Origin of the sequence: Thioalkalivibrio thiocyanodenitrificans ARhD 1 (assembly GCF_000378965.1) — a bacterium.
In the GTDB taxonomy this organism is placed as follows: domain Bacteria; phylum Pseudomonadota; class Gammaproteobacteria; order Ectothiorhodospirales; family Ectothiorhodospiraceae; genus Thioalkalivibrio_A; species Thioalkalivibrio_A thiocyanodenitrificans.
The window spans coordinates 3154839-3181637 of the sequence record NZ_KB900536.1 but is presented as its reverse complement, the minus strand read 5'-3'; the positions used below and the strand labels follow the sequence as shown (position 1 = coordinate 3181637).

24 protein-coding genes are annotated in these 26799 nt (G+C 64.0%); 8 read left to right on the top strand and 16 right to left on the bottom strand.

What is annotated here, in order from left to right:
- Window positions 1-38: 38 nt before the first annotated feature.
- Together THITHI_RS0115065 and THITHI_RS0115060 are read right to left on the bottom strand one after the other, a co-directional pair.
- A complete protein-coding gene (locus THITHI_RS0115065) occupies window positions 39-1382 on the bottom strand; it encodes a heterodisulfide reductase-related iron-sulfur binding cluster (protein WP_018233938.1) in 1344 nt (447 codons plus the stop codon).
- Window positions 1383-1465: 83 nt separating this feature from the next.
- Complete coding sequence (locus THITHI_RS0115060; RefSeq protein ID WP_018233937.1) at window positions 1466-1885, bottom strand: rubrerythrin family protein; 420 nt, start codon at window positions 1883-1885, stop codon at window positions 1466-1468.
- Between the two features lie 333 nt (window positions 1886-2218).
- Here THITHI_RS0115060 and THITHI_RS0115055 point away from each other — a divergent pair, with 333 nt between their 5' ends.
- The 5 genes from THITHI_RS0115055 to folE2 all read left to right on the top strand — a co-directional run bounded on the left by THITHI_RS0115055 (window position 2219) and on the right by folE2 (window position 6886).
- On the top strand, window positions 2219-2482 hold the full coding sequence (locus THITHI_RS0115055; RefSeq protein WP_018233936.1) for an exodeoxyribonuclease VII small subunit: 264 nt from the start codon (window positions 2219-2221) through the stop codon (window positions 2480-2482).
- Window positions 2479-3369, top strand: coding sequence for a (2E,6E)-farnesyl diphosphate synthase (ispA, locus tag THITHI_RS0115050; RefSeq protein WP_018233935.1), 891 nt, complete (start codon window positions 2479-2481; stop codon window positions 3367-3369). Before THITHI_RS0115055 ends, ispA begins: the two co-directional genes overlap by 4 nt.
- A 357-nt stretch (window positions 3370-3726) precedes the next feature.
- A complete protein-coding gene (gene dxs / locus THITHI_RS0115045) occupies window positions 3727-5643 on the top strand; it encodes a 1-deoxy-D-xylulose-5-phosphate synthase (protein WP_018233934.1) in 1917 nt (638 codons plus the stop codon).
- A 17-nt stretch (window positions 5644-5660) separates the two neighbouring features.
- Complete coding sequence (gene queD / locus THITHI_RS0115040; RefSeq protein WP_018233933.1) at window positions 5661-6071, top strand: 6-carboxytetrahydropterin synthase QueD; 411 nt, start codon at window positions 5661-5663, stop codon at window positions 6069-6071.
- Window positions 6068-6886, top strand: a complete 819-nt coding sequence (folE2, locus tag THITHI_RS0115035; RefSeq protein WP_018233932.1) for a GTP cyclohydrolase FolE2 — start codon at window positions 6068-6070, stop codon at window positions 6884-6886. The genes queD and folE2 overlap by 4 nt, the downstream gene beginning before the upstream one ends.
- Window positions 6887-6970: 84 nt before the next feature.
- Here the strand turns inward: folE2 and THITHI_RS0115030 are convergent, their stop codons facing one another.
- From THITHI_RS0115030 to dapA, 3 genes are all read right to left on the bottom strand, one after another.
- Window positions 6971-7762, bottom strand: a complete 792-nt coding sequence (locus tag THITHI_RS0115030; RefSeq protein ID WP_018233931.1) for an MBL fold metallo-hydrolase — start codon at window positions 7760-7762, stop codon at window positions 6971-6973.
- A gap of 118 nt (window positions 7763-7880) precedes the next feature.
- Entirely contained in the window at window positions 7881-9014 is a 1134-nt protein-coding gene (gene bamC, locus THITHI_RS0115025) for an outer membrane protein assembly factor BamC (protein ID WP_232199434.1), read from the bottom strand.
- A gap of 26 nt (window positions 9015-9040) precedes the next feature.
- Complete coding sequence (gene dapA, locus THITHI_RS0115020) at window positions 9041-9925, bottom strand: 4-hydroxy-tetrahydrodipicolinate synthase (protein WP_018233929.1); 885 nt, start codon at window positions 9923-9925, stop codon at window positions 9041-9043.
- Between the two features lie 145 nt (window positions 9926-10070).
- Between dapA and THITHI_RS0115015 the strand changes: the two genes are divergently transcribed.
- From THITHI_RS0115015 to THITHI_RS0115005, 3 genes are all read left to right on the top strand, one after another.
- A complete protein-coding gene (locus THITHI_RS0115015; RefSeq protein WP_018233928.1) occupies window positions 10071-10625 on the top strand; it encodes a glycine cleavage system protein R in 555 nt (184 codons plus the stop codon).
- Between the two features lie 125 nt (window positions 10626-10750).
- Window positions 10751-11221 carry a peroxiredoxin gene (locus THITHI_RS0115010; protein ID WP_018233927.1) on the top strand — a complete coding sequence of 157 codons (471 nt, stop codon included), beginning with the start codon at window positions 10751-10753 and terminating at the stop codon, window positions 11219-11221.
- 119 nt (window positions 11222-11340) lie between these two features.
- Window positions 11341-12753, top strand: a complete 1413-nt coding sequence (locus tag THITHI_RS0115005; RefSeq protein WP_018233926.1) for a PhoH family protein — start codon at window positions 11341-11343, stop codon at window positions 12751-12753.
- A gap of 196 nt (window positions 12754-12949) precedes the next feature.
- Here THITHI_RS0115005 and THITHI_RS0115000 read toward each other — a convergent pair whose 3' ends face one another.
- The 11 genes from THITHI_RS0115000 to THITHI_RS0114950 all read right to left on the bottom strand — a co-directional run bounded on the left by THITHI_RS0115000 (window position 12950) and on the right by THITHI_RS0114950 (window position 26767).
- On the bottom strand, window positions 12950-15685 hold the full coding sequence (locus THITHI_RS0115000) for a Mur ligase family protein (protein ID WP_083908755.1): 2736 nt from the start codon (window positions 15683-15685) through the stop codon (window positions 12950-12952).
- Window positions 15686-15802: 117 nt separating this feature from the next.
- The gene (locus tag THITHI_RS0114995) at window positions 15803-16882 is read right to left on the bottom strand and encodes an AI-2E family transporter (RefSeq protein WP_018233925.1); all 1080 of its coding nucleotides are present in this window, start codon (window positions 16880-16882) and stop codon (window positions 15803-15805) included.
- Between the two features lie 12 nt (window positions 16883-16894).
- On the bottom strand, window positions 16895-17266 hold the full coding sequence (locus tag THITHI_RS0114990; RefSeq protein ID WP_232199433.1) for a Crp/Fnr family transcriptional regulator: 372 nt from the start codon (window positions 17264-17266) through the stop codon (window positions 16895-16897).
- Between the two features lie 167 nt (window positions 17267-17433).
- Entirely contained in the window at window positions 17434-18363 is a 930-nt protein-coding gene (locus tag THITHI_RS0114985; RefSeq protein ID WP_018233923.1) for a selenium metabolism-associated LysR family transcriptional regulator, read from the bottom strand.
- A gap of 283 nt (window positions 18364-18646) precedes the next feature.
- Window positions 18647-18937 carry a hypothetical protein gene (locus THITHI_RS0114980; protein ID WP_018233922.1) on the bottom strand — a complete coding sequence of 97 codons (291 nt, stop codon included), beginning with the start codon at window positions 18935-18937 and terminating at the stop codon, window positions 18647-18649.
- A 305-nt stretch (window positions 18938-19242) separates the two neighbouring features.
- On the bottom strand, window positions 19243-21813 hold the full coding sequence (gene clpB, locus THITHI_RS0114975) for an ATP-dependent chaperone ClpB (protein ID WP_018233921.1): 2571 nt from the start codon (window positions 21811-21813) through the stop codon (window positions 19243-19245).
- Window positions 21814-21967: 154 nt separating this feature from the next.
- Complete coding sequence (pgeF, locus tag THITHI_RS0114970) at window positions 21968-22693, bottom strand: peptidoglycan editing factor PgeF (RefSeq protein ID WP_018233920.1); 726 nt, start codon at window positions 22691-22693, stop codon at window positions 21968-21970.
- A 124-nt stretch (window positions 22694-22817) separates the two neighbouring features.
- Window positions 22818-24035: an IS256 family transposase gene (locus tag THITHI_RS0114965; protein WP_018231858.1), complete on the bottom strand. Its 1218-nt coding sequence runs from the start codon at window positions 24033-24035 to the stop codon at window positions 22818-22820.
- A gap of 91 nt (window positions 24036-24126) precedes the next feature.
- Window positions 24127-24723, bottom strand: a complete 597-nt coding sequence (locus tag THITHI_RS0114960) for a DNA-3-methyladenine glycosylase I (RefSeq protein ID WP_018233919.1) — start codon at window positions 24721-24723, stop codon at window positions 24127-24129.
- Window positions 24724-24772: 49 nt separating this feature from the next.
- Complete coding sequence (locus tag THITHI_RS0114955; RefSeq protein WP_018233918.1) at window positions 24773-26152, bottom strand: L-serine ammonia-lyase; 1380 nt, start codon at window positions 26150-26152, stop codon at window positions 24773-24775.
- Window positions 26153-26224: 72 nt separating this feature from the next.
- On the bottom strand, window positions 26225-26767 hold the full coding sequence (locus THITHI_RS0114950) for a class I SAM-dependent methyltransferase (protein ID WP_018233917.1): 543 nt from the start codon (window positions 26765-26767) through the stop codon (window positions 26225-26227).
- Between the last annotated feature and the right edge of the window lie 32 nt (window positions 26768-26799).

Here is a 26799-nt window from a genome sequence, read left to right as displayed (position 1 = left end):
GGTTCTCCTCGGCTGTTGCCGGTACGGTGCGTGCCGCCCTACAGCCCGTAGGCCCTACGGAGCAGGGTCAACGGGTGTTCCGGGGTCCTGTCGTCCTTCAGGCCGTTCTCAATCTGGTGGCCGGCCATGGGGCAGTCACTGGAGTAATGATCCGCCTCCGCCTTCTGCACCCGGCTCACCACGGGGCGGCAGATCTTCATGGAAATCTCGTGGAACTCGCTCTTCACCGCGTAGGTGCCGTCGTGCCCGGAGCAGCGTTCGATCACGTCGATCTCGGTGTCGGGCACCAGTTCCAGCAGCTCGCGTGTCTTCAGACCGATGTTCTGCACCCGCAGGTGGCAGGAGGCATGGTAGGCGATCTTGCCGAGCCTTTCCTTGAACTCCGTGTTCAGCCTGCCTTCCCTGTGGCGCAGCATCAGGTACTCGAAGGGGTCGAAGATGTGCGCCTTGACCTTCTGCACGTCCGGGTCATCCGGGTACATGAGGGGCAGTTCCTGCTTGAACATGAGCACGCAGGAGGGCACGGGGGCAACAATGTCGTAGCCCGCATCGATGGCCTTCACCAGCACCGGGATGTTGTGTTCCTTGGCCTTTTCCACGGCCTCCAGATCGCCCAGTTCGAGCTTGGGCATGCCGCAGCAACGTTCCTTCTCGGCGAGCGTCACGGGGATCCCGTTGTGCTCAAAGACCTTGGCGAGATCCTCGACGATATGGGGCTCGTTGTAGTTGCCGTAACAGGTGGCGAACAGGGCCACCTGGCCGCGGGTGCGGCCGGCCGTCTCCGCACTGGCGGAGGAGCGGTGATTCTTCAGGCGCTTGCGGCCGGTATTGCTGTGGTACTCGGGCAGAATGGCGTCCGGATGCACGCCCATCACCTTGTCGAGCACCTTGCGAACGGGCTTCATCCTGTTGGCCGCATTGACCGCCTGGGCCACGACGGGAATACCGGCCAGCCTGCCGACCGTATCGGTCGAGGACATGAGCTTGTGACTCGCCTTGGCGCCTTCTTTGCTGAAGCGCACGGCCTTGGCCCGCAGCATCAGGTGCGGGAAGTCGACATTCCAGGGATGAGGCGGCACATAGGGGCACTTCGTCATGTAACAGAGATCGCAGAGATAGCAGTGATCCACGACCTTCCAGTAGTCCTGTTTGGCGACCCCGTCCACTTCCATGGTCTCGGATTCGTCCACCAGGTCGAACAGTGTGGGAAACGAGTTGCAAAGACTCACGCAACGGCGGCAGCCATGGCAGATGTCGTAGACACGCTCCAGCTCCTGCATCAGGGATTCTTCGTTGTAGAAATCCGGGGAGCGCCAGTCGAGGGGGTGCCGGGTCGGCGCTTCCAGATTGCCTTCTCTCTGACCTTCTACGGGTGCGGACATCTCGGCCTCTCTTGCTGGCTGCCTTGGATGATTCGGTGGGGAAAAAGCGCCAGGGCCGGTGAACCGGCCCTGGCGGGTACCGCTCAGGAGTCCAGGGCGTCCAGGGCCTTCTGGAAGCGGTTGGCGTGGGAGCGCTCGGCCTTGGCCAGCGTCTCGAACCAGTCGGCCACCTCGTCGAAACCTTCTTCGCGGGCGGTCTTGGCCATGCCCGGGTACATGTCGGTGTACTCGTGGGTCTCGCCGGCGATGGCGGTCTTCAGGTTGGCCTCGGTACCTCCGAAGGGCAGCCCGGTGGCGGGATCACCGCAGGTCTCCAGGTACTCCAGGTGGCCATGGGCATGACCGGTCTCGCCTTCGGCGGTGGAACGAAACACGGTGGCCACGTCGTTGTAGCCTTCCACATCGGCCTTGGCGGCGAAGTAGAGGTAACGGCGGTTGGCCTGGGATTCACCGGAAAAGGCTTCCTTCAGGCTCTGCTCGGTCTTGCTGCCTTTGAGTTCCATAGTGGTTCTCCATCTTCAACTGTGGGTTAAGCGGGAAACGTACGATTTAGAATGTTTCTAAAACGTCCGGACAATTTAGACCAAGTCTAAATCTATGTCAACGGGCGCATGGCCGGCCCCTGGTCTGTCGTTGGTCAATCCCTGCGATTGGCGGTTTCCTATGTCTCCAGACATTGTCATGGTGACACTGGATGCCCTTTTCAAGGCACCACGCGGTCACCGGTGCCGACGTCAGGCCCGGCCCGCGCGCGCCTGCGAAGCCATATGGTCCGGGGACCTTAGCAGGGGGATGTTGATTCCTTATACTTTAGACCCCTTTCGCGGAGAAAGAACGTGCCCAAGAAAATCCCGCCCGCCGCTCCGGCGGATTTTGAGAAGGCCCTCAGCGAGCTGGAATCGCTGGTGGAACGCATGGAGCAGGGCGAGTTGAGCCTGGAGACCTCCCTGAAAGAGTTCGAGCGGGGCATCGCCCTGGCCCGCCAGTGCCAGCAGGCCCTGCAGCAGGCGGAGCAGAAAGTGCGCATGCTGACCGAAGAGGGTGAAGAGACACCCTTGGACAACCCCGACCCGGAAGACGACGGCGGCGAGGAAGCATGAGCATGGAAGATCATGTCACCGCCTTGAGGGAACGCACGGAACGGGCCCTGGACCGCTGGATTCCCTCCGCCCGCACCCACCCCGCCCGGCTCCACGAGGCCATGCGCTATTCCGCGCTGGGGGGCGGCAAACGGGTGCGCCCGGTCCTGGTGCATGCAGGCGGCCTCGCCATGGGGGCGGATACCCCGCGACTGGACGGCCCCGCGTGCGCGGTGGAACTTATCCATGTCTATTCGCTGATCCACGACGACCTGCCGGCCATGGACGACGACGACCTGCGCCGGGGGAAGCCCACCTGCCACAAGGCCTTCGATGAGGCCATGGCGATTCTGGCGGGTGATGCCATGCAGGCGCTGGCCTTTCAGATCCTGACCGTCGACCCGGACATGATCCCCGACCCCGCCCGCCGCCTGCGTATGATCGAACTGCTGGCCCGTGCCGCCGGTTCCCGTGGCATGGCCGGTGGCCAGGCCATCGATCTGGGCGCCGTGGGTCAGGTCCTGGACATCGCCCAACTGGAGGACATGCACGTCCACAAGACCGGCGCGCTCATCCGAGCCAGCGTGCTGATGGGCGCGCTCAGCGCCGACGAACTGGATGAAGGCCGCCTGGAGCAGCTGGACCGTTTTGCCAAGCACGTGGGGCTCGCGTTCCAGATCCGCGACGATATCCTGGACGAAGAGAGCGACACCGCGATCCTGGGCAAGACCCAGGGCGCGGACCGGGCGCTCAACAAGCCCACCTACCCGGCAGTCATCGGACTGGACGCCTCCCGGGAAGAGGCCCGTGCCCTGGTGGACCAGGCGCTCGCCGCCGTGGAGGACTTCGGCTCCGAGGCCGACCTGCTGCGCTGGATCGCGAGATACATCGTCGAGCGGATTCATTAGATGTGGAGAGGAGTGAGGTTTCGGCAGGATAGGTCAAGCTCAGCGGACCTATGCCGAGCGGGAAGTCAGCCGTAGACCGTAGGATGGGCAAAGCGAAGCGTGCCCATGCGGACCGCTGTGTCAGGAATGAGGGGGTCAGTAACGAGTGACAAGTGACGGGGAGGGGTTAAGCTCCTTGTCGGGGAACAAGCGTGTCACGGCCTTTGTGTCGCGCCTTGTTGGTCACTCGTCACCGTCCGTTCAGCATGGGTCCGCTTTGCTTGACCCATCCTACAGATCACTCCTCGCCCGGCGCTTTCTTGCATGCCCCGCTCCGGGGGTCGATAATTCTCCCCTTTGCCGTGCGTCCAGTCCCCCATGACCCAACATGAGCCGTATCCCCTGCTGTCCCGCATCCATGCGCCGTCCGACCTGCGGGCACTGCCTGCCTCGGATCTGACGGCGCTGGCCGGGGAACTGCGGGCGTTCCTGCTGGACTCCGTCTCCAGCACCGGCGGTCATCTGGCCTCCAACCTGGGCAGCGTTGAGCTGACCATCGCCCTGCACTACGTATTCGATACGCCCGAGGACCGGCTGGTCTGGGACGTGGGCCACCAGAGCTACCCGCACAAGATCCTCACCGGCCGGCGCGAGGCCATGTCGGGCCTGCGAACGAAAGGCGGCCTGGCAGGCTTCCCCAAGCGTACCGAGAGCCCCTACGACACCTTCGGGGTGGGCCATTCCAGCACCTCCATCAGTGCGGCGCTCGGCATGTCGCTGGCCGCCCGCCAGCGGGGGGAATCCCGGCACGCGGTGGCGATCATCGGCGACGGCGCCATGACCGCCGGCATGGCCTTCGAGGCCCTGAACCACGCCGGCGACGAGAAGGCCGACCTGCTGGTGGTGCTCAATGACAACGAGATGTCCATCTCCCCCAACGTGGGCGCCATGAACAACTACCTGGCCCGCATGCTCTCCGGATCCCTGTACGCCACGGTGCGCGAAGGCAGCAAGCGGGTACTGGATCACATGCCGCCCATGCGCGAGTTCATGCGTCGGGCGGAAGAGCACATGAAGGGCATGATCGTGCCGGGGACCCTGTTCGAGGAGATGGGTTTCAACTACTACGGGCCCATCGACGGTCACGACCTGCCCTCCCTGGTGAAGACCCTGAGGAATCTCAAGGCCCTGCCCGGCCCGCGACTGCTCCACGTGGTGACCCGCAAGGGCCACGGCTACACGCCTGCCGAACAGGACCCCTGCGGTTACCACGGGGTGGGCAAGTTTGACCCCGAGGTGGGCCTGGCGCCTTCCGGAGGCTCCGGCGGGCCCAGTTACACCCAGGTGTTCGGGCAGTGGCTGTGCGACATGGCCGAAGCGGACCCGAACCTCATGGCCATCACCCCGGCGATGCGCGAGGGCTCGGGCCTGGTGACCTTCTCGGAACGTTTTCCGGCCCGGTATTTCGATGTGGGCATTGCCGAGCAGCATGCCCTGACCGTGGCGGCGGGGCTTGCCTGCGAGGGTATGAAACCGGTGGTGGCCATCTATTCCACCTTCCTCCAGCGGGCCTATGACCAGCTGATTCACGATATCGCCATCCAGAACCTGCCGGTGCTGCTGGCCATCGACCGGGCCGGCCTGGTGGGCCCGGACGGGCCCACCCACGCGGGCAGCTTTGACCTGAGCTACCTGCGCTGCCTGCCCAATCTGACCATCATGGCACCCGCCGACGAGAATGAATGCCGGCGCATGCTCACCACGGGCTTCCGTCTCGACGGGCCGGCGGCGGTGCGTTACCCGCGAGGCAAGGGTCCGGGCGTGGCCGTACAGCCCGAGCTGGACGCGCTGCCCGTGGGCCGCGGCGAACGGCGCCGGGAGGGCCGCGGCGTTGCCCTGCTGTGTTTCGGGGCGGTACTGTCCGCGGCGCTGCAAGCCGGCGAGGCGCTGGATGCCACCGTGATCAACATGCGCTTCGTCAAGCCGCTGGACGAGACGCTGATCGAAGAGACCGCCCGCAACCACGACCTGCTGGTCACCCTCGAGGACAACGCCGTGGCCGGCGGCGCGGGAAGCGGCGTCAACGAGACGCTGTCGCGGCTCGGCCTGCCGGTGGCGGTGCTCAACCTGGGGCTTCCCGACCGCTTCCAGGATCACGGCAGCCGCGAGGAACTCCTGAGCGAAGCGGGACTCGACACTGCGGGCATCCTGGCCGCGGTACGGCAACGTCTGACCGTTCCGGGCGCCAAAGACCGGGATTGCGGCGAAGCCCGCACCCGGGTAATATCCCAGTAATTTACTAAGTTATAGACATGGCCGCCAAGTACACGCTTCGGGTCGTCACCGATTTTGCCTCCGCCCACACCCTCCGCGAGTACCCGGGGGCATGCAGCCGCATGCATGGCCACAACTGGAAGGTGGAGGCGGAGGTGGTGGCCACACGGCTGGATGATGTGGGCATGGGCCTGGATTTCCGCGATATCAAGCGGGCGGCGCGGGAGATTGCCGGGCGGCTGGATCACCGCTACCTCAATGACCTGGATCCGTTTCGGGACATCAATCCGACGGCCGAGAACATCGCCGCCTGGTTCTACCGGGAGATGGTGGACAAGCTGAACGGCCCCCACGTGCGGGTGCACTCAATCACGCTATGGGAGACCGAGCGCGCCTGTGTCCGTTACACTGAAGAAGAAACCGACATCGAGAACCGGATCAATTCATGAGCACCGTGGTACCCAAGATCATCCCCGGCGGCATGCCTGACGTACAGGCCAGCGCCGACACCCGACAGATTCCCATCAACAAGGTGGGCATCAAGGACATCCGCCATCCGGTGCGCGTAAGCGACCGCGACGGTGGCGAGCAGCACACCGTTGCACGCTTCAACATGTACGTGAACCTGCCCCACAACTTCAAGGGCACACACATGTCCCGCTTCGTGGAGATCCTCAACAACCACGAGCGCGAGATCACGGTGCAGTCCTTCAAGCAGATGCTCCATGAGATGGCCGAGCGCCTGGAGGCGGGCTCCGGCCACATCGAGATGAATTTCCCCTATTTCGTGAACAAGCAGGCGCCCGTCTCCGGTGTCATGAGCCTCATGGACTACGACGTCACCTTCATCGGAGAGATCCATGACGGCACCGCCGAGATGAACATCAAGGTGGTGGTCCCGGTGACCAGCCTGTGTCCATGCTCCAAGAAGATCTCCGACTACGGCGCCCACAACCAGCGTTCACACGTGACCGTCAACGCCAGGGTGCGCGATTTTGTATGGATCGAGGAACTGATCGATCTGGTGGAAAGCGAGGCCTCCTGCGAACTCTATGGTCTGCTCAAGCGACCCGACGAGAAGCACGTCACCGAGCGCGCCTACAACAATCCCAAGTTCGTGGAGGACATGGTCCGCGACGTGGCTGCAAGGCTGAATGCGGACGACCGCATCGGCGCCTACGCAGTGGAATCGGAGAATTTCGAATCCATCCACAACCATTCGGCGTATGCGCTTATCCAGAAGGACAAGGAAGAGGAGAAGTGAGAAGTGTGAATTGGGAGGTGGGAATCAAAGGCCTTTACTTCGCACTTCCCGATTCACACTTCTCACTTCATCCCCCCCCTCCAATTACACTTCGCGCCAACCGAACCCCTCGTCCTGCCGCGCCACGTTCACCCAATCCGGTGTACAGCCCAGGGCACGGGAAAGACTCTCCAGGGCAAGCGCCTCGGTGTTGTTCTTCTCCGACAGGTGCATGCCGATCACATGCCTGAGCCGCGAGGTGTCGAGGCCCGCGAGCATGGCCTCGGCCTGATGATTGCCCAGGTGCCCGCGTTCACCGCCCACCCTCCGCTTGAGCGACTCCGGATAGGGCCCGGCGGCCAGCATGTCCCGGTCGTGATTGCATTCCAGCAGCAGGGCATCGCAGCCATCCAGGGTACGGCGCATGTGAGGCGTCACCGAACCCGCATCCGTGAGCAGTCCCAGACGCCGGTCGCCGTCGCTGAACAGGAACTGGCAGGGTTCACGGGCATCATGGGGCACGGGATAGGGTTCGATCTGAAGGTCACCGATCGCCAGGTGCTCGTGGGCATGGAAGATCCGCGTGGCATGGAAGCCCGTATCGCGCAGAACCTCCAGGGTGCCGGCGGTCAGCCATACGGGCTTGCGGTATCGACGTGAGAAAGCGGCCGCGCTGCCGATGTGGTCGGTGTGTTCGTGGGTGACGAGCACGGCATCAATGTCCTGAGGGGTCAGCGACAGTCTCGCAAGCCGCCGGGCGGTCTCGGACACCGAGAAGCCGCAATCCACCATCACCCGGGTCTCCCCGGCACACACCACCAGGCAATTACCGCGGCTGCCGCTGCCCAGCGCAGCGAAGCGGATCCCCCGCACCGGGTTTTTATCAGCCACGCTCATTGCGCCCTGAAAGGTCATTGAACGGTTTCCCCGTCGTGGCGGGAACATCCGCCAACGGCCGGGGCGAAGTGCAGTGAATCCGGGGCGGCCGTCGGGCGAAGGATACGGTCACCGGCTCTCAGTAGATCTCGTCGCGCAGCAGTTCCAGGACATTGCGCGCATCACTCGCCCTCAGAGCCTCGCCCTCGCGGCCCAGGGCCGTGATACGCACCCAGTCCCCTTCCTGAACCACGAGGATCTGATAGCGCCCGTCCCCGCTGACAGGGTCACGGCGGAACAACCGGCTGAAGAATCCGCCACCGGAGCCGGCCTCCGCGGCTTCCCGGCTGTAGGTCACATGGAACACGCCGGCCCCACGGTCCTGGTCATCCACCAGCAGACCGGCCCGGTCCAGGCTCAGCCCCACCTGCCGCCACACCTGGCCGAATTCACCCCGCAGTTCCAGGCCCGGCTTGCCATCCACCTCACGCTCACGCACGGTTGGAGCCGCATCGGCAGCGAAGTCCACAATGTCGCGGGCATCCCCCTCCTCACGGCCCAGGAAGACCATCAGGCGGGTCAGCATCTCCGCCTCGAGATCCGGGTCGGAGGGGCGCATGACCCACCGGATGCCGCCCACCGCAGGATCCTCCACAACCTGCTCCACGCCCCGGTGCGACAGATACAGATTGGTCACATCGCCGTCTTCCCGTTCAAGACGCACGCGGTACCTGTCCTGGTACCCCGCGTCATGCTGGGTACCCAGGACCCGGGTCAGCGCCGCGCGAAATGCTCCCGTGGAGATACCCGCCTGGCTTTCTTTCCATTCCGTTTCCATGATGCCGACAGCGGGTTCGTCCCGGCTCAGCTCGAAACCCTGATCACGCCAGAACGCCCGGAGCGCCGGCCACAGCCCGTCGGGCACGGCACGCAACTCCAGCCAGCGGACATTTCCCTCGCGCCGCACGGTCATGTCATCCACTTCGCGAAGCGCCACCCGGGTCGATTCGGGCACAGGGCCCGCACCGAGGATGCCGGACGGCCGCTGCTCGCGCCGTTCGGCCTCTACGGCACTGACCCGGCCATCCTCACGGGCCGGCACCCGGTACGTGGCATCCAGCTCCGGTGGCAGCAGGTCGGGGGGCACCTCCAGGGCACGCCCGCCGGTTGCGCGTTCATGGGCGGCATCGCGACGGTCGCCCAGCAGGCCGCAACCGGAGAGCGCAATCACGAGCACGGGGACGACAATCCCCGCAAGGGACGTTGTAGACATGCGTTTGGCTGTCATGGATTCGGGTATCAGGTGTTGAGGGTGACGCCGGCCGCCTGGAGGGCCTGCCTGAGCGGCGCCCGGCAATGTTCCGACAAGGGGGTCAGTGGCAGACGGATGCCTGCGGGTATCAGGCCCATCTCGTACAGGGCCCATTTCACCGGTATGGGGTTCGCTTCCAGGAACAGTGCCTGGTGCAGGGGATCCACACGCGCGTTGACCACCTCGGCTTCGGCACGGTCACCACGCAACGCGGCCTCGCACATGGCATGCATCTCCGCAGGGACGACGTTGGCCGTCACCGAGATCACGCCCCTGCCTCCGGCCAGCATGAATTCCATGCCGGTGGCGTCGTCCCCGCTGTACAGGTCGATCCGGTCCCCGCACCGGGCCACCAGGTCCGGGACTCGATCCAGATCACCGGTGGCGTCCTTCAGCCCCACGATATTGGAGATCTCGGCCAGACGCACCACGGTGTCGTTGTGCATGTCCACCGCCGTGCGCCCGGGCACATTATACAGGATCTGCGGGATGGGCACGGCCTCGGCCACGGCCCGGTGGTGAAGGTAAAGCCCTTCCTGGGTGGGCTTGTTGTAGTAGGGCGTGACCAGCAGACAGGCATCGGCGCCCGCCTGCATGGCGCAACGGGTCAGTTCAATGGCCTCGGAGGTGGAGTTGGCGCCTGTGCCGGCGATCACCGGAATGCGTCCCGCGACCATCCGCACCACCCGGCGAATCACCTGGCAATGCTCGTCGAAATCCAGGGTGGCGGATTCCCCGGTCGTCCCCACGGCGACAATGGCGTCTGTACCGCGTTCCAGGTGGAACTCGATCAGACCCGCCAGAGACGCCTCCGACACCGCACCGTCCTCGTCCATGGGCGTCACGAGGGCCACCATACTGCCGTGAAACATCCGAACCTCCGCAGGAGACAAGTGAGACATGTTACTCACCGCGCCCCCCCGGGATCAAGCAACACGCCGCGCCCGGCAGGCGTAGCGCGAGGGCTCCGGTAGCTGGTACGCTTGACCCTGATTCCCCGCCGGAGACGGCCCCCCCATGACCCCCAAGTCGAACCAGAACCGCAGTACCCACATGGTCATCTCCGCCATCGGCGAGGATCGCCCGGGGCTGGTCGAGGGCATTTCCCGGGCCGTGCTGGAGAGCGGCTGCAGCATCGAGGACAGCCGCATGACCGTGCTGGGCGGCAGTTTCGCCATCATCATGCTAGCCGCCGGCAACTGGAACACCCTGAGCCGTCTGGACACGGCCCTGAACACCCTGCGCGGCCAGGCGGGACTGGAGGTCATCTCCCAGCGGACCGGCCCCCGGAAGCTCGCCGAACGTGCCATGCCATACGGGGTCGACGTGGTGGCCCTGGACCAGCCGGGGATCGTGCATCAGTTGGCCGGATTCTTCTCCGCCCGCGGCATCAACATCCAGGAAATGAGCACCCATGCCTACAACGCGGCCCACACGGCCACGCCCATGTTTGCCGCGCATCTCACGGTGGAGATTCCGGCCAACGAGCACATCGCAACCCTCCGGGACGACTTCCTGGATTTCTGCGACGAGTTGAATCTGGATGGGGTGATAGAGCCGATCAAAGGATAAGTGCGAAGTGTGAATTGGGAAGTGCGAAGTAGAGGCACTGCATTCCCACTTCCCACTTCCCAATTCACACTTCGCACTTATCAGCTGTCCCTCGGAACAACCTGAAAGCATAGAGACCCGCCTCCATGTCCAAAGTCACCCTCGACTCCCCCGTCCCCGACTTCGAGCGCCCCGCCACCGGCGACAAGTCTGTCCGGCTGTCGGACTTCAAGGGAAAGCAGCACGTGGTACTGTACTTCTATCCGAAGGACGACACCTCCGGCTGCACCACGGAAGGCAGGGACTTCTCCGAACAGTACGCTAAGCTGAAGAACAAGGGCGTGGCCGTGCTCGGGGTATCGCGTGACAGCATCAGGTCCCATGAGAAGTTCAAGGAGAAGTACGGCTTTCCATTCGACCTGCTGTCTGACGAGGACGAAAGCCTGTGCAGGCTGTTCGACGTCATCCGGATGAAGAACATGTACGGCAGGCAGGTCATGGGCATCGAGCGCAGCACGTTCCTCATCGATCGGGACGGGATTCTGCGCAGGGAGTGGCGCAAGGTGAAAGTCCCGGGCCACGTGGATGAGGTCCTGGGGGCGATCAGCGAACTGTAGAATCCGCCCATGCCGCGACCTGCGCGCCCCGATACCCGGCAACAGAATTCCCGCGCCGCGCTCCCGTACGGGGGCTGCGGCGTTTTTTGTCCCTGTCATGCACGACCAGGAGCTATTTCATGGTGAAGAAAGACATCCGCGGCAAGCGTCTTTTCGTGCTGGACACCAATGTGCTCATGCACGACCCGACCGCGCTGTTCCGATTTCAGGAACACGACATCTACCTGCCCATGGTGGTTCTGGAGGAACTGGACCGGGGCAAGAAAGGCGTCTCCGAGGTGGCGCGCAACGTGCGCCAGGTCAGCCGGTTCATCGACGAGATGATGAGCGACGCGAGCCACGCGGAGATTGCACAGGGCTTGCTTCTGTCGAGCGAGAGCCTCTCCGACACGGCCTTTGGCGGCACGGGCCGCCTCTATTTCCAGACCCGGGTCATGCCAGCCCACCTGCCCGACAGCCTGCCCGGCAATACGCCGGACAACACCATCCTCGGCACGGCCATGGCCCTTCAGCAGGAGCGTCCGGACGTGGACATCACCCTGGTCTCCAAGGACATCAACCTGCGCATCAAGGCGGCGGTGCTGGGTATCCACGCGGAAGACTACTTCAACGACCAGGTACTCGATGACGTCAATCTGCTTTACAGCGGACGTTGCGAACTGTCCGGCGACTTCTGGGAATCCCATGGCAAGGCCATGGAGTCCTGGCAGGAGAGCGGGCATACGTTCTACCGCCTTCATGGTCCCATGGTCCAGGAGTGGTTTCCCAACCAGTTTCTGCATCTCGATGGCGAACAGCCGTTCACCGCGCTGGTGCGCCGCCTCGACCACGACACCGCCGAGATCGAGACCCCTGTGGACTATCTCAGCCCGCGGCATACCGTCTGGGGGATCAATGCGCGCAACCGGGAACAGAACTTCGCCCTGAACCTGCTCATGGATCCGCAGATAGATTTCGTGAGCCTGGTCGGCGCCGCCGGCACGGGCAAGACCCTGCTCACCCTGGCGGCCGGACTCGCCCAGACACTGGAGGAGAACGTCTACAAGGAGATCATCATGACCCGGGTGACAGTGCCGGTGGGCGAGGACATCGGTTTCCTGCCCGGCACCGAGGAGGAGAAGATGACCCCCTGGATGGGCGCGCTGATGGACAACCTGGAGGTGCTCACCAAGTCCGACATCGGCGGGGACTGGGGGCGCGCCGCCACAAACGACCTGCTGAAGAGCCGCATCAAGATCCGCTCGCTGAACTTCATGCGCGGGCGCACCTTTCTCAACCGCTTTATCATCCTGGACGAGGCGCAGAATCTCACGTCCAAGCAGATGAAGACGCTGATCACCCGGGCCGGGCCCGGCACCAAGGTGGTATGCCTCGGCAATATCGCCCAGATCGACACGCCCTACCTGACCGAGACCACTTCCGGGCTCACCTTCGTGGTGGACCGGTTCAAGCACTGGGAGCACAGCGGGCATATCACGCTGACCCGCGGCGAACGCTCGCGGCTTGCGGATTACGCCTCGGCGACACTCTGAAGGCCTCCGCCCCGCAACACGAAGGGCGAGAAGCACCAATGCCGGTCGTGACCGCCGGTTGTTACACCGGCCCTTGCGGCCCGACTGACGCGCCCTGACGTGACACACGGCCCGATCCGGATCATCTGCGGCACTCCCGACACGGGCAGGGCGGACGCATCCACCAGCAACGCCGGGCACGGCATGTGGAGGCCCGTCACACCGCTGCCTTCAATCCGGTCACCCGCTCCAGTTCCTGCCAGAACCCCGGCTCCAGCGAATTACCGGCAGGCACAAGCAACACCACCAGGTCACCGGGCCCGGCCATATCCACGGCGGCCGCAATCGCCTCCTTCGGATCGGGCACGACGGACACCGCATCCGCGGCGACGTGGTTCCGGAGGAGTTCATCGCGCAGAATCAGCCACGGATCCTCGCTGTCATGATAGGGCTCCTGCTCGCGGTACTTCTTGCAAATGAACCGATCGAATCTTGCCGCGACCAGACGCGCCATCTCGCGCACATAGGACTCGGGAAACCTGGCAGAGGCGGAGAACACCAGGATTCGCCGTCCCTCCACGGCTTCCTGATCCAGGTAATGCATGAGGGCCGCCATGCCATGAAGGTTGTGGGCCGCGTCCATGATCACCCGGTACGGCAGGCCGGGCAACTCATTCAGCCGGCTGGGCGTCGTCTCGAAACCCATCCGAAACCGCTTCATACCGGCCCCGATCTCCGTGATAGGCAACCCGGATGCGCACGCTGCCGCGATCGCCGCCGCGGCGTTCTCCACGTTGTGTCTCGCCCTGCCATTGAAGGTCGCCGGCACCTCACTCACCGCGACGACCGGCAGGTTCCGGGCGCCGTTGAAATAGAAGATGTGCTCCGCACCCTCATGTTCCAGCACATGGACGGCTTTGCCGCCTGAAGAGATCTGCTCATCGATCCGGGGCGACCCGGGCGTCGCCGAGAACAGGATCAGATCCCGGGCCGGAGAATACCGGGCCATCGCAACACAACGGGGATCTTCCGCATTCAGAACCGCCGTGCCCTTCGTGTTCTCGATGACGCACCGTTTGGCCAGGGCCATCTCGTCGAGTGTCCGAATACCGTCATGACCCAGATGATCCGCCGCGACATTCAGACATACGCCAACGTCCGCGATCTCGAACGGCCGCCCCAGCCTGATCAGGCCGCCGCGTGCCGTTTCCAGCACCAGGGTCTCCACCCCGGATTCGGCATGCAGAATGAGGCTTCCCGGCGCCCCGGCGAGATCATGACTCAGCAACAGCCTGTCATCGACATAGATGCCGTCCGAACAGGCGAGACCGGTCGACCTTCCGGCATGACGAAACAGGCTGGCGATCATCCGGCTGGTCGTCGTCTTGCCGTTGGTCCCTGTGACGGCAACAATGGGCACCACCGCTTCCTGCCGGCTCGAGAAGTGTTTCCCGACCAGCAGGCCGGCTGCATCGCGTGCCGGTCCGGTGCCCGGACGATCATGGATCAGCAGGTCCGGTTCGGCCCTCACCGAGATGACGGCCGCATTGGGGTAGACTGCCCCGCCTCCAAACTCATTGATGACCATATCGACACCCGCGTAATCCAGTCCGCAGGCGGCCACGGCCTCCAATGCCACCCGGTGAAAGTCTGCCGGTACCACGTCCAGCACCTCGTCACCCCAGGCTCCGATGCCGGCACAGCCATCGAAGTCGATCTGTACCGGCACGCCGGCGTCGGGCACGGAGTCCAGGGTCATGCCCGCCAGGCTCAGCCGACAGGCGGTTGACCGTATCTCCAGTACCCGGCGCCACGCCAGGCGTTCACGGAACGAGGCGGATCCCGCACATTCACGCTCCACGAGAGACCGCACCGTGCTTCTGCCGTCACCCACGACCCCGGGGGCACGGCGCCGTGCGACGGACACCACCCGGGAATCAATGACAAGGAAGCGGTACGTGGCGCCGGCCACATACGACTCCACCCAGGCAGAACGGGGAGAACCGAAACCGCACGCGAATGCCTTCTCCAGCTCATCGGCATCACGAATAGGCCCTATGACTCCGCTTCCGGGCAGCACATCGTGAAAGGCACCGGATTCAGGCGATTTCAGAACCACCGGAAAGCCGATCTGTCGCGCGGCGCGCAGCACCCTGCCAAACCGGTTCTTGTTGGGAAACTCAAGCTCCTGTGCGGGGATCGGTATGCCCCGCGCCTGCAGCCTGCGCATGATCGCGTCACGCTTGTACATCCAGGGCGCCACGCGAGCCGCGTACGCCTGCGGCATGGACGAGAAGAAGCGCTGCTGCCGCGCACACATGCCGACCTGCACAAGCCCATGCCTGACAGTGAAGCCCTTGCGGGTTGCGTCGAAGGGGGGCTGGTCAATGTCCAGTGCCGGCAGACCCTGCCTCCTGGCCGCGTCAAGGACAAGCCGCGCGTTGTCGTCGAGGATCCGCTCGGCGGCATAGTTGAAGAACCCCTCGAGTTCATCATTCAGCCAGGTTTCATCGAGCCGGCCGCCCAGCGCCGCCATATTCATCAGGCGGGCTACGATCTCGCCGGCCCGGACAGCGGTTTCCGTGTCCTCTTTCTCGATCAGTACCGCAAGGCGGCCGCTGTCATGCCCGGCAACAACTTTGGCATGACTCACCTCGGCATCGACCGCGCGCTGAAACAAGAGCACCAGTTCACCAAACTGCTGACCGATCCGCTCGTCCGGATTCGGGGAGAATTCCATATCCGGTGTCTTGTCGAACAGCCGGGACTGTGCGCGCAGATCCCGGAGGATGCGCTCCCGAAGCGCTGCGCAATCTGCTCGGTCACCACGGCGGATTCGCAGGCCGAAATGGATGCCGGGCACATCGAACTCATGGAGGTATCCACAGATGGTCCAGGTTTCGAGTATCTCGACCAACGGAGGAGCCTGGGCGGATGCAGATTCAATTCTCATCAACTGGAAACGCCGTCATCTGATTGGATCGGGCCGGCCGGCGACCGGCGCGCAATCCGTTCTCCGGAACCCGCTCAATAGTCCTACAGGAGCGCATGGAGAGGGAATCGGCCGGATTCAGCCCGACGCGCCTTCACTCCCCGGCATGTCTTCGTAACGGGGCCAGGAACGGATGACCGCCTGGATGAGCGTGGCCAGCGGTATGGCGAAGAATACGCCCAATAACCCCCAGATACCTCCGAAGACGAGCACCGCGGCGATGATGGCCACCGGGTGCAGATTGACCACCTCGGAGAACAGCAGCGGCACGAGGATGTTGCCGTCCAGAAACTGGATGATCCCATAGGCCACCAGCACCCACGCGAGTTCGGCCGATAGGCCCCACTGAAAGTACGCCACCAGCGCCACGGGCAGGGTGACCACCGCCGCACCCACGTAAGGGATGATCACCGACAGACCCACCATCACGGAAAGCAGCATGGCGTAGTTGAGACCGAACAGCGTGAAGGTCACATAGGTGACCGCCCAAACGATCAGGATCTCCACGAACTTGCCGCGCACGTAACTGGCGATCTTCTCGTTCACCTCCGCCCAGACCTCGCTGGCCAGCCCACGGTCGCGGGGCAGGAAACCGGTGAACCAGCGGAGGATGGCATCCCTGTCCTTGAGCAGGAAGAACACCATCAGCGGGACCACGATGAGATACACGAGGAATGTCACCAGGTGCATGGCGGACGCCAGTGAAAGGCTCACCATCCGCTGGCCGAACAGGGTCACCTCGGTACGAATGGCGCCCATCATGTCGCGCACCTGCTCTTCCGAGATGAACTGGGGATAACGCTCGGGCAGCTGTAGCAGCACGTTCTGCCCCTGGGCCACCATGCCGGGCAGTTCACGCACCAGTTGGGCGATCTGCTGAGACAGCAGCGGGATCAGCCCGAGCAGCGTGATGATGAAGACGGTGAAAAACACCACGAATACCAGGACAACGGCCGGCAGCCTGGGCATGTGCCAGCGCTGCAGTTTCTCCACCGCCCCGTCCAGCAGGTAGGCCAGGATGATGCTGGCCAGCAACGGGGCAATCAGTCGGCCCGCCAGCAGCACGATGGCCGTGCCGAAAATGAGAATCAGGGCGAGAATCACCACCTGAGGGTCCGAAAAATGCCGGTCGTACCATTTGCGCAGCGGTCCGATCACGCCATCCGCTCCTTATTCCCTGCCTGCCATTTGCCGATAATGCGCCTCGAAGACCGCTTCCAACTCGTCGATCACCTCCTGCGCCGGACGGCCCTGCATCACGTGCTGGGCCATGAGCGCGGAGGTCTCGTTGAGCAGCTTTGACTTGTCGAGCATGTGGTAGCTGGCGGAAAGCCGCTTCATGGCCCTTACCACGCTTTCCTCGTCGGGCCGCGGGATGTGTTCGGGTTCGGGGATCTCCGCGGGCGTCGCCACATCCTCCGCGGCCAGGAACCGGGCGAAGGCCAGGAGGGTACGCCGATGCTCCTCCGGCAGATCCCTGAACAGACGCAACAACTCCTTGCCCTGCGCGCCCGTGCCGCCTGGGGAAGATACGGGAATCACTGTGTATCCACCATCTGCAAACTCCGTATCAGGGGTGCATCACGGATCGGAGCGCGAACCTCTGTCAGTCCGTGGACTTGCTCATCGGGCAGCGCAGCATCGACCGGAGCCATGCGGCAGGCGCCCGTCTAATACACCGGCGGGCAAGAGACTGACGGGACCGCTCGCTAGGATGCTGCCTCGGTTTGCGCATCTTCACCTGAATGGATGTGACAATAATTGCGTGCGAAATCCAGCAGTTCCTCCATGGCCCGCAGCCGGAACTTCTGGCGCTGGCGCACGAACGCGAAGGGCCGCTCCAGCGGCGGATCCAGCGGAACGGCCACGAGCCGCCGGAGCTCCAGCTCCTTGTCGATGGTCGCCCGCGACAGGATGGAAAGCCCCATGCCGGCCTCCACGGCCCCCTTGATGGCCTCCGGGCTGCCCAGTTCCAGACACACGCCCAGGGCATTCTTGTCGATCCCCTCGCTGGCCATGTGCTCCACGATCACCTCGCGGGTGCCCGAGCCCTCCTCCCGACAGATAAACGGAAAGGGCAGGATATCCTCCATGCGCACCGATTCGCGTTCCGCCAGAGGGTGTCCCGGCGGCACGATCAATACGAGTTGATCCACGCGGCAGACCTCGACCAGCAGGTTGCGATTGGTGACCGGCGCCTCCACCACCCCCAGGTCGATGATGTTGTTCTCCACCATCGACACGATGCCTTCGGAATTGGATACCTTCAGACGGATGTTGATTTCCGGGTACTTGCGTTTGAAATCCCCGAGCAGGGACGGAAGCATGTACTCCGCGATGGTGGTACTGGCGCCCAGGGTCAGGGCGCCGCTCACGTCCCCGGTCAGTTCCCGTATCGCGTTCTCCATCTCCGCATACATCTCGAAGATGCGCTCCGCGTACTCGTAGACCTTGCGGCCCGCCTCCGTGAGGCTGACCCGGTTGTGGGTCCGGTCGAACAGGCGGGTATTGAAATAGTCTTCGAGCTGGCGTACCTGGAAGGTGACGGCCGGCTGGGTCATGTGCAGGGCATCGGCCGCCTTGGTGAAGGACAGCAGCTTGGCAACCGTATAGAAGACTTGGAGACGTCGATCAGCCATCAGGGAATCCCGCCGTCCTAATCAGAGTAATAAGATGTACTAATCAAGACATGTTAGCACATGGACGCGGATTCGCGGCGCCCGAAGCGCGATCCCCGGGGCAACCGCGGCCCTCGGAGCCGCTGCCCTAACGGCGAAAACGGCCTGGATCACCACGCAGATATCAGGGGAGAACCGTCAGGCCGTCGTCCATGGGCCGGGAGGGACCCGGAGGAAGGTGGCGGGATTCCGTCCCCGTGGCAGTTTCATTCATCCTTTTGCCTTCAACCTTCATCCTTCCCAATCACGCGTCCCCCGGCTTCCATACGCCGGACGCCTCCTGGGGCGGGGGGGCTGCCGGGCGCTGCTGCTGGGCCGCCACGTCATCGAATACGTGCCGGATGAAGCCGGTGAGCTGTTCCAGGTACTCGCGCTTCTGGTCCTCCGGAATGGGCTGGCTGGCCAGCATGAAGCCCATGACCGCCCCCAGGTACTGTGTGGCCACCAGGGGATCCCGACAGCGTGGATCATTCTCGGCCAGTGCATCCTGCAGCTTCTGCACCAGCTCTCCGGACAACTGCAATGCGTCGCTCATGAGAGGAACTCCCGTATGAAGATGTGTCGGGGGAGTCTAATACAGAACGCCTTCGGCGGCCGAATTCACCTTTGCTTCGTGGTGCAGGTCGAGGTCAGCAACGCGTATCCCGACGGGGGCGGATTTCCCGTGCGACCCCACGTTGGGGTTCGTTCCTCACCCCAACCTGTCATGCCGAAAGCTGACCGCGCGGGACGCGAAGGCATGCGCGAAGGGCGCAAAGTATACTCCTGCGGAAGCGATCTTCTTCGCGTTCCGGGCGCAGACCTTCGCGCCCTTGGCGGTCAGGCTTTATGGCGCAGGAATCATCCTTTGGAGAAGTTCAGCCCGTCGCCGGCCACGTCCACGTGCACGGTGTCGCCGGGCAGGAACTGACCGGACAGGATGGCCTGGGCCAGCGGGTTCTCCACCTGGTGCTGGATGGCGCGCTTGAGCGGCCGCGCCCCGTATACGGGGTCGAAACCCGCCTCGCCCAGGCGATCCAGGGCGGCCTGGGAGACTTCCAGTTCCAGATCCCGTTCGGCCATGCGGCGACGCAGGTCGTCCAGCTGAATGCCGGTGATGGCGCGGATCTGCTCGCGGCCCAGGGGATGGAACACCACCACCTCGTCAACCCGGTTGATGAACTCCGGGCGGAAGTGGCTGCCGACCACCTCCATGACCGCCTGTTTCATCTCGGCATAGTGCTCCTCACCCGCCATCTCCTGAATGATCTGGGAACCCAGATTGGAGGTCATCACGATGACCGTGTTCCTGAAGTCGACGGTGCGGCCCTGCCCGTCGGTGAGACGCCCGTCGTCGAGGACCTGCAGCAGCACGTTGAATACATCCGGGTGGGCCTTCTCGACCTCATCAAGCAGGATGACGCTGTAGGGCTTGCGGCGAACCGCCTCGGTCAGATACCCGCCTTCCTCGTAGCCTACGTAGCCGGGGGGGGCGCCGATCAGCCGGGCCACGGAATGCTTCTCCATGAACTCGGACATGTCGATGCGAACCATGGCCTCCTCGGTGTCGAACAGGAATCCCGCCAGGGCCTTGGTCAGCTCCGTCTTGCCGACACCCGTGGGGCCCAGGAACAGGAATGAGCCGTTGGGGCGGCGCGGATCCGACAGACCGGCACGGGACCGGCGTATGGCGTCGGAGACGGCCTTCACCGCCTCGTCCTGGCCGACCACCCGCCTGGTGATCGCCTCTTCCATGCGCAGGAGCTTCTCGCGTTCGCCTTCCAGCATCTTGGAGACAGGGATGCCGGTCCAGCGGGAGACCACCTCGGCGATCTCCTCGTCGCTCACCTTGTTGCGCAACAGACGCATCTCGTGCATCTCCGCCCGGGAGGCCATATCCAACTGCTTTTCGAGCTCCGGAATCCGCCCGTACTGAAGCTCCGACATGCGCGTCAGATCACCGGCGCGACGCGCCGTTTCCAGTTCCAGTCGCGCGCGCTCCAGCTCCTCCTTGACGTGGGCGGTGCCGGAGAGAGCCGCCTTCTCCGCCTTCCAGATCTCGTCCAGATCGGCAAACTCGCGCTCGAGCTTGTCAATCTCCTCTTCCAGGGTATCCAGGCGCTTGCGGGAGGCCTCGTCGGATTCCTTCTTCAGCGCCTCACGCTCGATCTTGAGCTGAATCAGGCGCCGGTCCAGGCGGTCCATCTCCTCGGGCTTGGAGTCGATCTCCATGCGGATGCGGCTGGCGGCCTCGTCAATGAGATCGATGGCCTTGTCCGGCAGCTGGCGGTCGGTGATGTAGCGGTGGGAGAGCATGGCCGCGGCGACGATGGCCGGGTCGGTGATGTCGACGCCGTGGTGCACCTCGTAGCGTTCCTTCAGGCCCCGCAGGATGGCAATGGTGTCCTCCACCGTAGGCTCGTCCACCAGCACCTTCTGGAAACGGCGCTCCAGCGCCGCGTCCTTCTCGATGTACTTGCGGTACTCATCCAGTGTGGTAGCGCCGATGCAGTGCAACTCGCCGCGGGACAGGGCGGGCTTCAGCATATTGCCCGCATCCATGGCACCCTCGGCCTTGCCTGCGCCCACCATGGTGTGGATCTCATCGATGAACAGAATGATGCGCCCTTCCTGCTTGGACAGGTCATTGAGCACCGCCTTCAGGCGCTCCTCGAACTCGCCCCGGAACTTGGCACCGGCGATGAGTGCGCCCATGTCCAGCGACAACAGCCGCCTGTCCTTGAGGCCCTCGGGCACTTCACCGTTGATGATGCGCTGGGCCAGACCCTCCACGATGGCGGTCTTGCCCACCCCCGGTTCGCCGATGAGCACCGGATTGTTCTTGGTGCGCCGCTGCAGAACCTGAATCGCGCGGCGGATCTCGTCGTCACGGCCGATCACCGGATCCAGCTTGCCCTGCTCGGCCCGCTCGGTCAGGTCGATGGTGTACTTCTCGAGCGCCTGCCGCTGTTCCTCGGCGTTGGGGTCGTCGATCTTCTGTCCCCCGCGCATCTCCTCGATGGATTTTTCCACAGACTGCCTGTCGGCGCCGGCCTTCTTGAGCAAATCGCCCAGGACACCTCTGTCCTCCAGCGCCGCCAGCACAAACAGTTCCGACGAGATGAACTGGTCCTTGCGCTTCTGGGCCGCCTTGTCACAAAGATTGAGCAGGCGTCCCAGATCATTGGAGATGTGCAGCTCGCCGGCCGCCCCCTCGACGCTCGGCAGACGTTCGAGGGCCTCGCCCAGCTGGGAGCGCAGCAGGTTGATGTTCGCACCGGCCTGGGCCAGCACATGGCGGACCGTGCCGCCTTCCTGATCCAGCAGCGCGATCATCAGATGCACCGGTTCGATCATCTGGTGGTCGCGGCCCACCGCCAGGGAATGCGCATCCTGGAGGGCCATCTGGAACTTGCTGGTAAGTTTGTCCATTCGCATCGATTGAATTCTCGCAGGGCAACTGTGGCAATACCCCTAAACATGGGTGGTGCTGGCGGGAATTCAAGATTCAAAGTTCAAAGTTCAAGGGTGGCCGGCCATCCTCCCTTTGAACTTTGAACCTTGAACTTTGAACTTGCCCCCGCCTTTACCGCCTGATCCAGATCAGGCTGGCCATGCGGCCGGTGCGCGGCTCGCGCCGGTAGGAAAAGAAACGCCGCGCATCGCTGAACGTGCACCATCCGCCACCGTAGACCGTTGTCACCCCGCGGGCCGCCAGCCTGCGCCGGGCCAGGGTGTAGAGATCCGCAAGCCAGCGTTCGCCGTCGGGCTGGAAGGCGATGGCCGCGCCGGGATCACGATCCAGGAACGCCTCGCGCACTTCGCCGCCCACCTGAAAGGCCTCGGGTCCGATAGCCGGCCCCAGCCACGCCATGAGTCCGTCACCGCCACCCAGTGCCCGCACCGCGGCCTCCAGCACACCGGTGGAAAGCCCTCGCCACCCCGCATGAACCACCCCCACCCGGTCACCCCGTTCGTGGCACAACAGGACCGGCAGGCAGTCGGCGGTCATCACCGCACACACGACATCCGGCCCGAACGCCACCGAGGCATCGGCCTCCACCCCAGGCTCACTGTGCCCCGCATCCACCACGGTGGTGTCGTGCATCTGGCTGAGCCAGACGGGTTCGGCAGGCAGTGCCAGAGATTTCACGAGGAGCGCCCTGTTGGCCGCCACGGCCTCCGGTGCGTCACCCACGTGTCCCGCCAGATTGAAGCTGTCGAAGGGCGCGACGCTCACGCCTCCCTGCCGGGTGGTGGAAGCGGCGCCGATGGAGGGCGGAGCAGGCCAGTCGGGGATGATGAAATCCATGGGCGTCATAGAAAGAATGAAGGATGAAGGATGAAGGATGAAGGATGAAGGATGAAGGATGAAGGATGAAGGATGAAGGATGAACCCAGAGTGTAGGAGTCTGTAATTCTTTTTGTGTAACTGCCTATCCCTGAGTGGCCCGGATTCGCTCGCCATGTTCGATTTCGAATCGATGCATGGCGGCCTTCCAGTTCTGGATGGGCCGGGTCCAGCGCTTTGAGGCGCTCTGCACGGCCAAGAATACCACCTTCATCGCCGAGGCATCGCTGGGGAAGACACGCCGGTTCTTGGTGGCCTTGCGGATGACGCTGTTGAGCGATTCGATGGCGTTGGTGGTGTAGGTCACCTTGCGGATCTCGGGCGGATAATCAAACAGCGGGATCACCTGTGCCCAGTGCCGGCGCCAGATCGGCCCAATGCTGGGATAGCGCTCGCCCCAGACGGCCTCAAAGGCAGCAAGCTGCGCCTCGGCCTGCTCGGCGCTCGCGCTGTGGTAGATCTGGCGCAGGTCCCGGCACACCGCCTTGCGCTCCTTCCAGGAGACGTAGCGCACGCTGTTTCTCACCATGTGCACCATGCACAGCTGCACCCGCGCATGGGGGAAGGCCGCCTCGATGGCATCGGGGAAGCCGCTCAGCCCGTCCACGCAGGCGATGAAGATCTCCTTGACCCCCCGGTTCTGAAGCTCGGTGAGCACCGAGAGCCAGAACTTCGCCCCCTCGGTTTCGGCCAGCCACAGCCCCAGCAACTCCTTCTCGCCCTCGGTGTTGATGCCCAGCGCCAGGTACATCGATTTATTCACCATGCGCCGGTCCTGGCGCACCTTGAGCACCACACAATCCAGAAAAACAATGGGATAGACCTCGTCGAGCACCCGGTTCTGCCAGGCCTCAACCTGCTCGATCACCGCCTCGGTGACCCGCGAGACCAGGTTCGCAGACACTTGCGCCCCGTACATCTGCTCAAAGGCCGAGACAATGTCGCGCGTGCTCATGCCCCGGGCATAGAGCGCCAGGATCTGATCATCAAACTGTGTCAGCCGCGTCTGGCCCTTGCCCACCAGCCGCGGCTCGAAGCTGCCGTTGCGATCCCGGGGCGTGGCAATCTCGACCTCCCCGTGACTGCCCTTGAGCGTCTTGCGGCTGAATCCGTTGCGACTGTTGCCGCTGTGGTGCCCAGCCGGGTCGTGCTTGGCATAGCCCAGGTGCGCCTCCATCTCCGCGCCCAGCGCGGTTTCCACCACCAGCTTCATCAGCTCAGCGCTGAAATCACTGAGATCCTTCTCCGTCTTGATCCCCTTGGCCAGGCGCGCCGCCAACTCCTTCTTCTCTTGTTCTTGCATCTGCTTGCCTCCCGTTTCAGCTACCATAAACAGAAACAAGCAGTTACACAGATTTAATTACAGTCCCTGATAATGCCTTCCGCCTTACGCCTTACCCCTTACGCCTTTTCCAGCCACGGTTCAGCACGCGGTGCCGGGGGCAGCGGACCAGGTGATCGTTCACCATGCCCACTGCCTGCATGAAGGCGTAACAGATGGTGCTGCCGACAAAGCGGAAGCCGCGCTTCTTCAGGTCCCGGCTCATGATGTCGGAAAGCGGCGTGGAGGCGGGGACCTCGGACAGCGTGGTGAAGTGATGGATGACGGGACGTCCGTCCACGTAACGCCAGAGGTAGTCCGCCAGCGCGTGCCCGTCCTCCCTGAGCCGGAGCACCGCCCGGGCATTGCCCACGGCGGCCTGCACCTTGAGGCGGTTGCGCACGATACCGGGGTCGGCCAGCAGGCGCTCGATGCGTTCGGGCGTGTAACGCGCCATGCGCTCCGCGTCGAAACCATCGAAGGCCTTGCGGTAGTTTTCACGCTTTCTGAGGATGGTGGCCCAGGAGAGACCCGCCTGGGCACCTTCGAGGATCAGCATCTCGAACAGGTGCCGCTCGTCGAAGCTCGGCACACCCCATTCCTCGTCGTGATACCGGACATATTCGGGAAATCCGAGACACCAGGGACAGCGGGCATCGCTGTCGCTCATGTATCCACCCGGCGGGCGCTCACCGACACGGCAGCCCTCACGGACACCGTCAGCACTCGGTGATGCTCACGGCCAGACCGCCCAGTGCCGTTTCCTTGAACTTGGACGACATCTCCTGACCGGTCTGCTTCATGGCGGCGATGCAGTTGTCCAGGGGCATGAAATGCTCTCCGCTGCCATGCAGCGCCAGTGACGCGGCGCTGTAGGCCTTGATGGCACCGAAGGCATTGCGCTCGATACACGGCACCTGCACCAGACCCTGGACCGGGTCGCAGGTCATGCCCAGATGATGTTCCAGGGCGATCTCCGCGGCGTTCTCGATCTGTTTCGGGCTGCCCCCGCGCACCGCGCACAGGCCTGCCGCCGCCATGGCGGCGGCCGAGCCCACCTCCCCCTGGCAACCCACCTCCGCGCCGGAGATGGAACTCCGATGCTTGATCAGACCCCCGATGGCGGCCGCGGTGAGCAGGAACTCACGCGCCTGATCGACGGTGCCGCCTTCGTCATGCACGAAACGGTAGAGCACCGCCGGGATCACACCGGCCGCGCCGTTCGTGGGGGCCGTCACCACCATGTGGCCGGCCGCGTTCTCCTCATTCACCGCCATGGCGTAGGCGCACAGCCAGTCGTTGACCGTGGCGTCGTTCGGGTTGTCCACGAGCTGTTCATGCAGTGCCCTTGCGCGCCGGGAAAGCTCCAGCCCGCCGGGCAGGACCCCTTCCGCCGCCAGGCCCGTGTGGATACATCGCCGCATGGCCTCCCAGATGGCGTCCAGGCCCTCATCAAGGGCCGTCCCGGTCATCACGGCCAACTCATTGGCGCGCTTCATGGCGGCAATGGACAGACCGCTCTGCTCAGCCATGCGCAGCATCTCGCGGGCCGAGTCGAATCCCCAGGGGCATGCGTCGGTCGACTCCATGGACAGCGGTGCCACCAGGCGGTGAATCTCCTCCAGCGTGCTGACGAATCCGCCGCCGATGGAGAAACTGGTCTCCGAGAGCAGCACCTCGCCCGATCGATCGCGCAGTTCGAAGATCATGCCATTGGGGTGTTCCGGCAATGGCTCGCCCCGGTCGAAGACGATATCGGTCCCGGGTGAGAAGCGGATGGCCTCCCCGCCGCCGATCGGAATGACACGGGTCTGCCAGATCGACTGCACCAGGGCATCCACGTCCTGGTCCGACACGCCCCGGGGGGTGTGGCCATGGAAACCCAGCGCCACGGCCCGGTCCGTTCCATGCCCCAGCCCCGTGTAGGCCAGTGAGCCCTTGAGGGTGCAGCGCAGGGACACCTCTGCGTTGCCCCCATGCGTGGCGAGCCACTCACGTGCCCGGAGCGCGAAGGCGGCCGCGGCCACCATGGGCCCCATGGTGTGGGAACTGGACGGCCCGATGCCGATCTTGAACAGTTCGAGCACGCTGATGAACATCGGGTACCTCTGCCGGGAGATGAAAGTGTGGATCGACTGTAAACGCGGCGCGGGGTTTGGGCAATGGCACCGTCAGGGCCTGCGCATCAGCACCACGTCGCCTTCCATCAGGTCGATCTCCAGGCCCAGGTGTCCGGCCAGCCACGCCATCACCCGCGGGCTGTAGAAAGCCACATGAGTCGGATCGTTCTTGTAATGCCACCGATGAAACGCCCGGTCCTCGGGCACCATGCGGGTCATCACCCCGAGCCGACCGCCGGGGCGCAGCAGACCGGCCAACCGCGTCCAGTCCGCGGCCGGGCGGTGGAAGTGCTCCACCACTTCCGTGCAGGTCACAAAATCATAGCGGCGCTCCAGGACGGCCATGTCCGGTGCGTAAAAGGGATCGTAGAGGGCCATGCGCATGCCCGCCTCTTCCAGCATCACGGACAGTGCCGGCCCCGGCCCGCAGCCGTAATCGAGCCCCTCCATGCCCGGCCGCAGGTGCTGCAGCAGCGGCCCGGACAGACGCGCAAGAAAGGCCCGGTAGCGGGGATCCGCCGGGTCGTTCTCGTGCAGGTCGTAGGTGGCGCGCTCGGCGGCCGCATGCGGATGCGTGGCCGGATCGGCAAACACCAGTCCGCAGTTCCGGCAGCGGAAGAAACGGC

Excerpts from the sequence above, each read along its gene's own strand:
- folE2 (WP_018233932.1), top strand. The coding sequence starts at position 6,068 with ATGAGCACCGTGGTACCCAAGATCATCCCCGGCGGCATGCCTGACGTA.
- THITHI_RS0115000 (WP_083908755.1), bottom strand. The coding sequence starts at position 15,685 with ATGAGAATTGAATCTGCATCCGCCCAGGCTCCTCCGTTGGTCGAGATA.
- THITHI_RS0114985 (WP_018233923.1), bottom strand. The coding sequence starts at position 18,363 with ATGGCTGATCGACGTCTCCAAGTCTTCTATACGGTTGCCAAGCTGCTG.
- dapA (WP_018233929.1), bottom strand. The coding sequence starts at position 9,925 with ATGTTTCACGGCAGTATGGTGGCCCTCGTGACGCCCATGGACGAGGAC.
- THITHI_RS0114955 (WP_018233918.1), bottom strand. The coding sequence starts at position 26,152 with ATGTTCATCAGCGTGCTCGAACTGTTCAAGATCGGCATCGGGCCGTCC.
- bamC (WP_232199434.1), bottom strand. The coding sequence starts at position 9,014 with ATGTCTACAACGTCCCTTGCGGGGATTGTCGTCCCCGTGCTCGTGATT.
- pgeF (WP_018233920.1), bottom strand. The coding sequence starts at position 22,693 with ATGGATTTCATCATCCCCGACTGGCCTGCTCCGCCCTCCATCGGCGCC.
- THITHI_RS0115030 (WP_018233931.1), bottom strand. The coding sequence starts at position 7,762 with ATGAGCGTGGCTGATAAAAACCCGGTGCGGGGGATCCGCTTCGCTGCG.
- queD (WP_018233933.1), top strand. The coding sequence starts at position 5,661 with ATGGCCGCCAAGTACACGCTTCGGGTCGTCACCGATTTTGCCTCCGCC.
- THITHI_RS0115005 (WP_018233926.1), top strand. The coding sequence starts at position 11,341 with ATGGTGAAGAAAGACATCCGCGGCAAGCGTCTTTTCGTGCTGGACACC.
- clpB (WP_018233921.1), bottom strand. The coding sequence starts at position 21,813 with ATGGACAAACTTACCAGCAAGTTCCAGATGGCCCTCCAGGATGCGCAT.
- THITHI_RS0115065 (WP_018233938.1), bottom strand. The coding sequence starts at position 1,382 with ATGTCCGCACCCGTAGAAGGTCAGAGAGAAGGCAATCTGGAAGCGCCG.
- THITHI_RS0115010 (WP_018233927.1), top strand. The coding sequence starts at position 10,751 with ATGTCCAAAGTCACCCTCGACTCCCCCGTCCCCGACTTCGAGCGCCCC.
- THITHI_RS0114980 (WP_018233922.1), bottom strand. The coding sequence starts at position 18,937 with ATGAGCGACGCATTGCAGTTGTCCGGAGAGCTGGTGCAGAAGCTGCAG.
- THITHI_RS0114960 (WP_018233919.1), bottom strand. The coding sequence starts at position 24,723 with ATGAGCGACAGCGATGCCCGCTGTCCCTGGTGTCTCGGATTTCCCGAA.
- THITHI_RS0115015 (WP_018233928.1), top strand. The coding sequence starts at position 10,071 with ATGACCCCCAAGTCGAACCAGAACCGCAGTACCCACATGGTCATCTCC.
- THITHI_RS0115060 (WP_018233937.1), bottom strand. The coding sequence starts at position 1,885 with ATGGAACTCAAAGGCAGCAAGACCGAGCAGAGCCTGAAGGAAGCCTTT.
- dxs (WP_018233934.1), top strand. The coding sequence starts at position 3,727 with ATGACCCAACATGAGCCGTATCCCCTGCTGTCCCGCATCCATGCGCCG.
- ispA (WP_018233935.1), top strand. The coding sequence starts at position 2,479 with ATGAGCATGGAAGATCATGTCACCGCCTTGAGGGAACGCACGGAACGG.
- THITHI_RS0114965 (WP_018231858.1), bottom strand. The coding sequence starts at position 24,035 with ATGCAAGAACAAGAGAAGAAGGAGTTGGCGGCGCGCCTGGCCAAGGGG.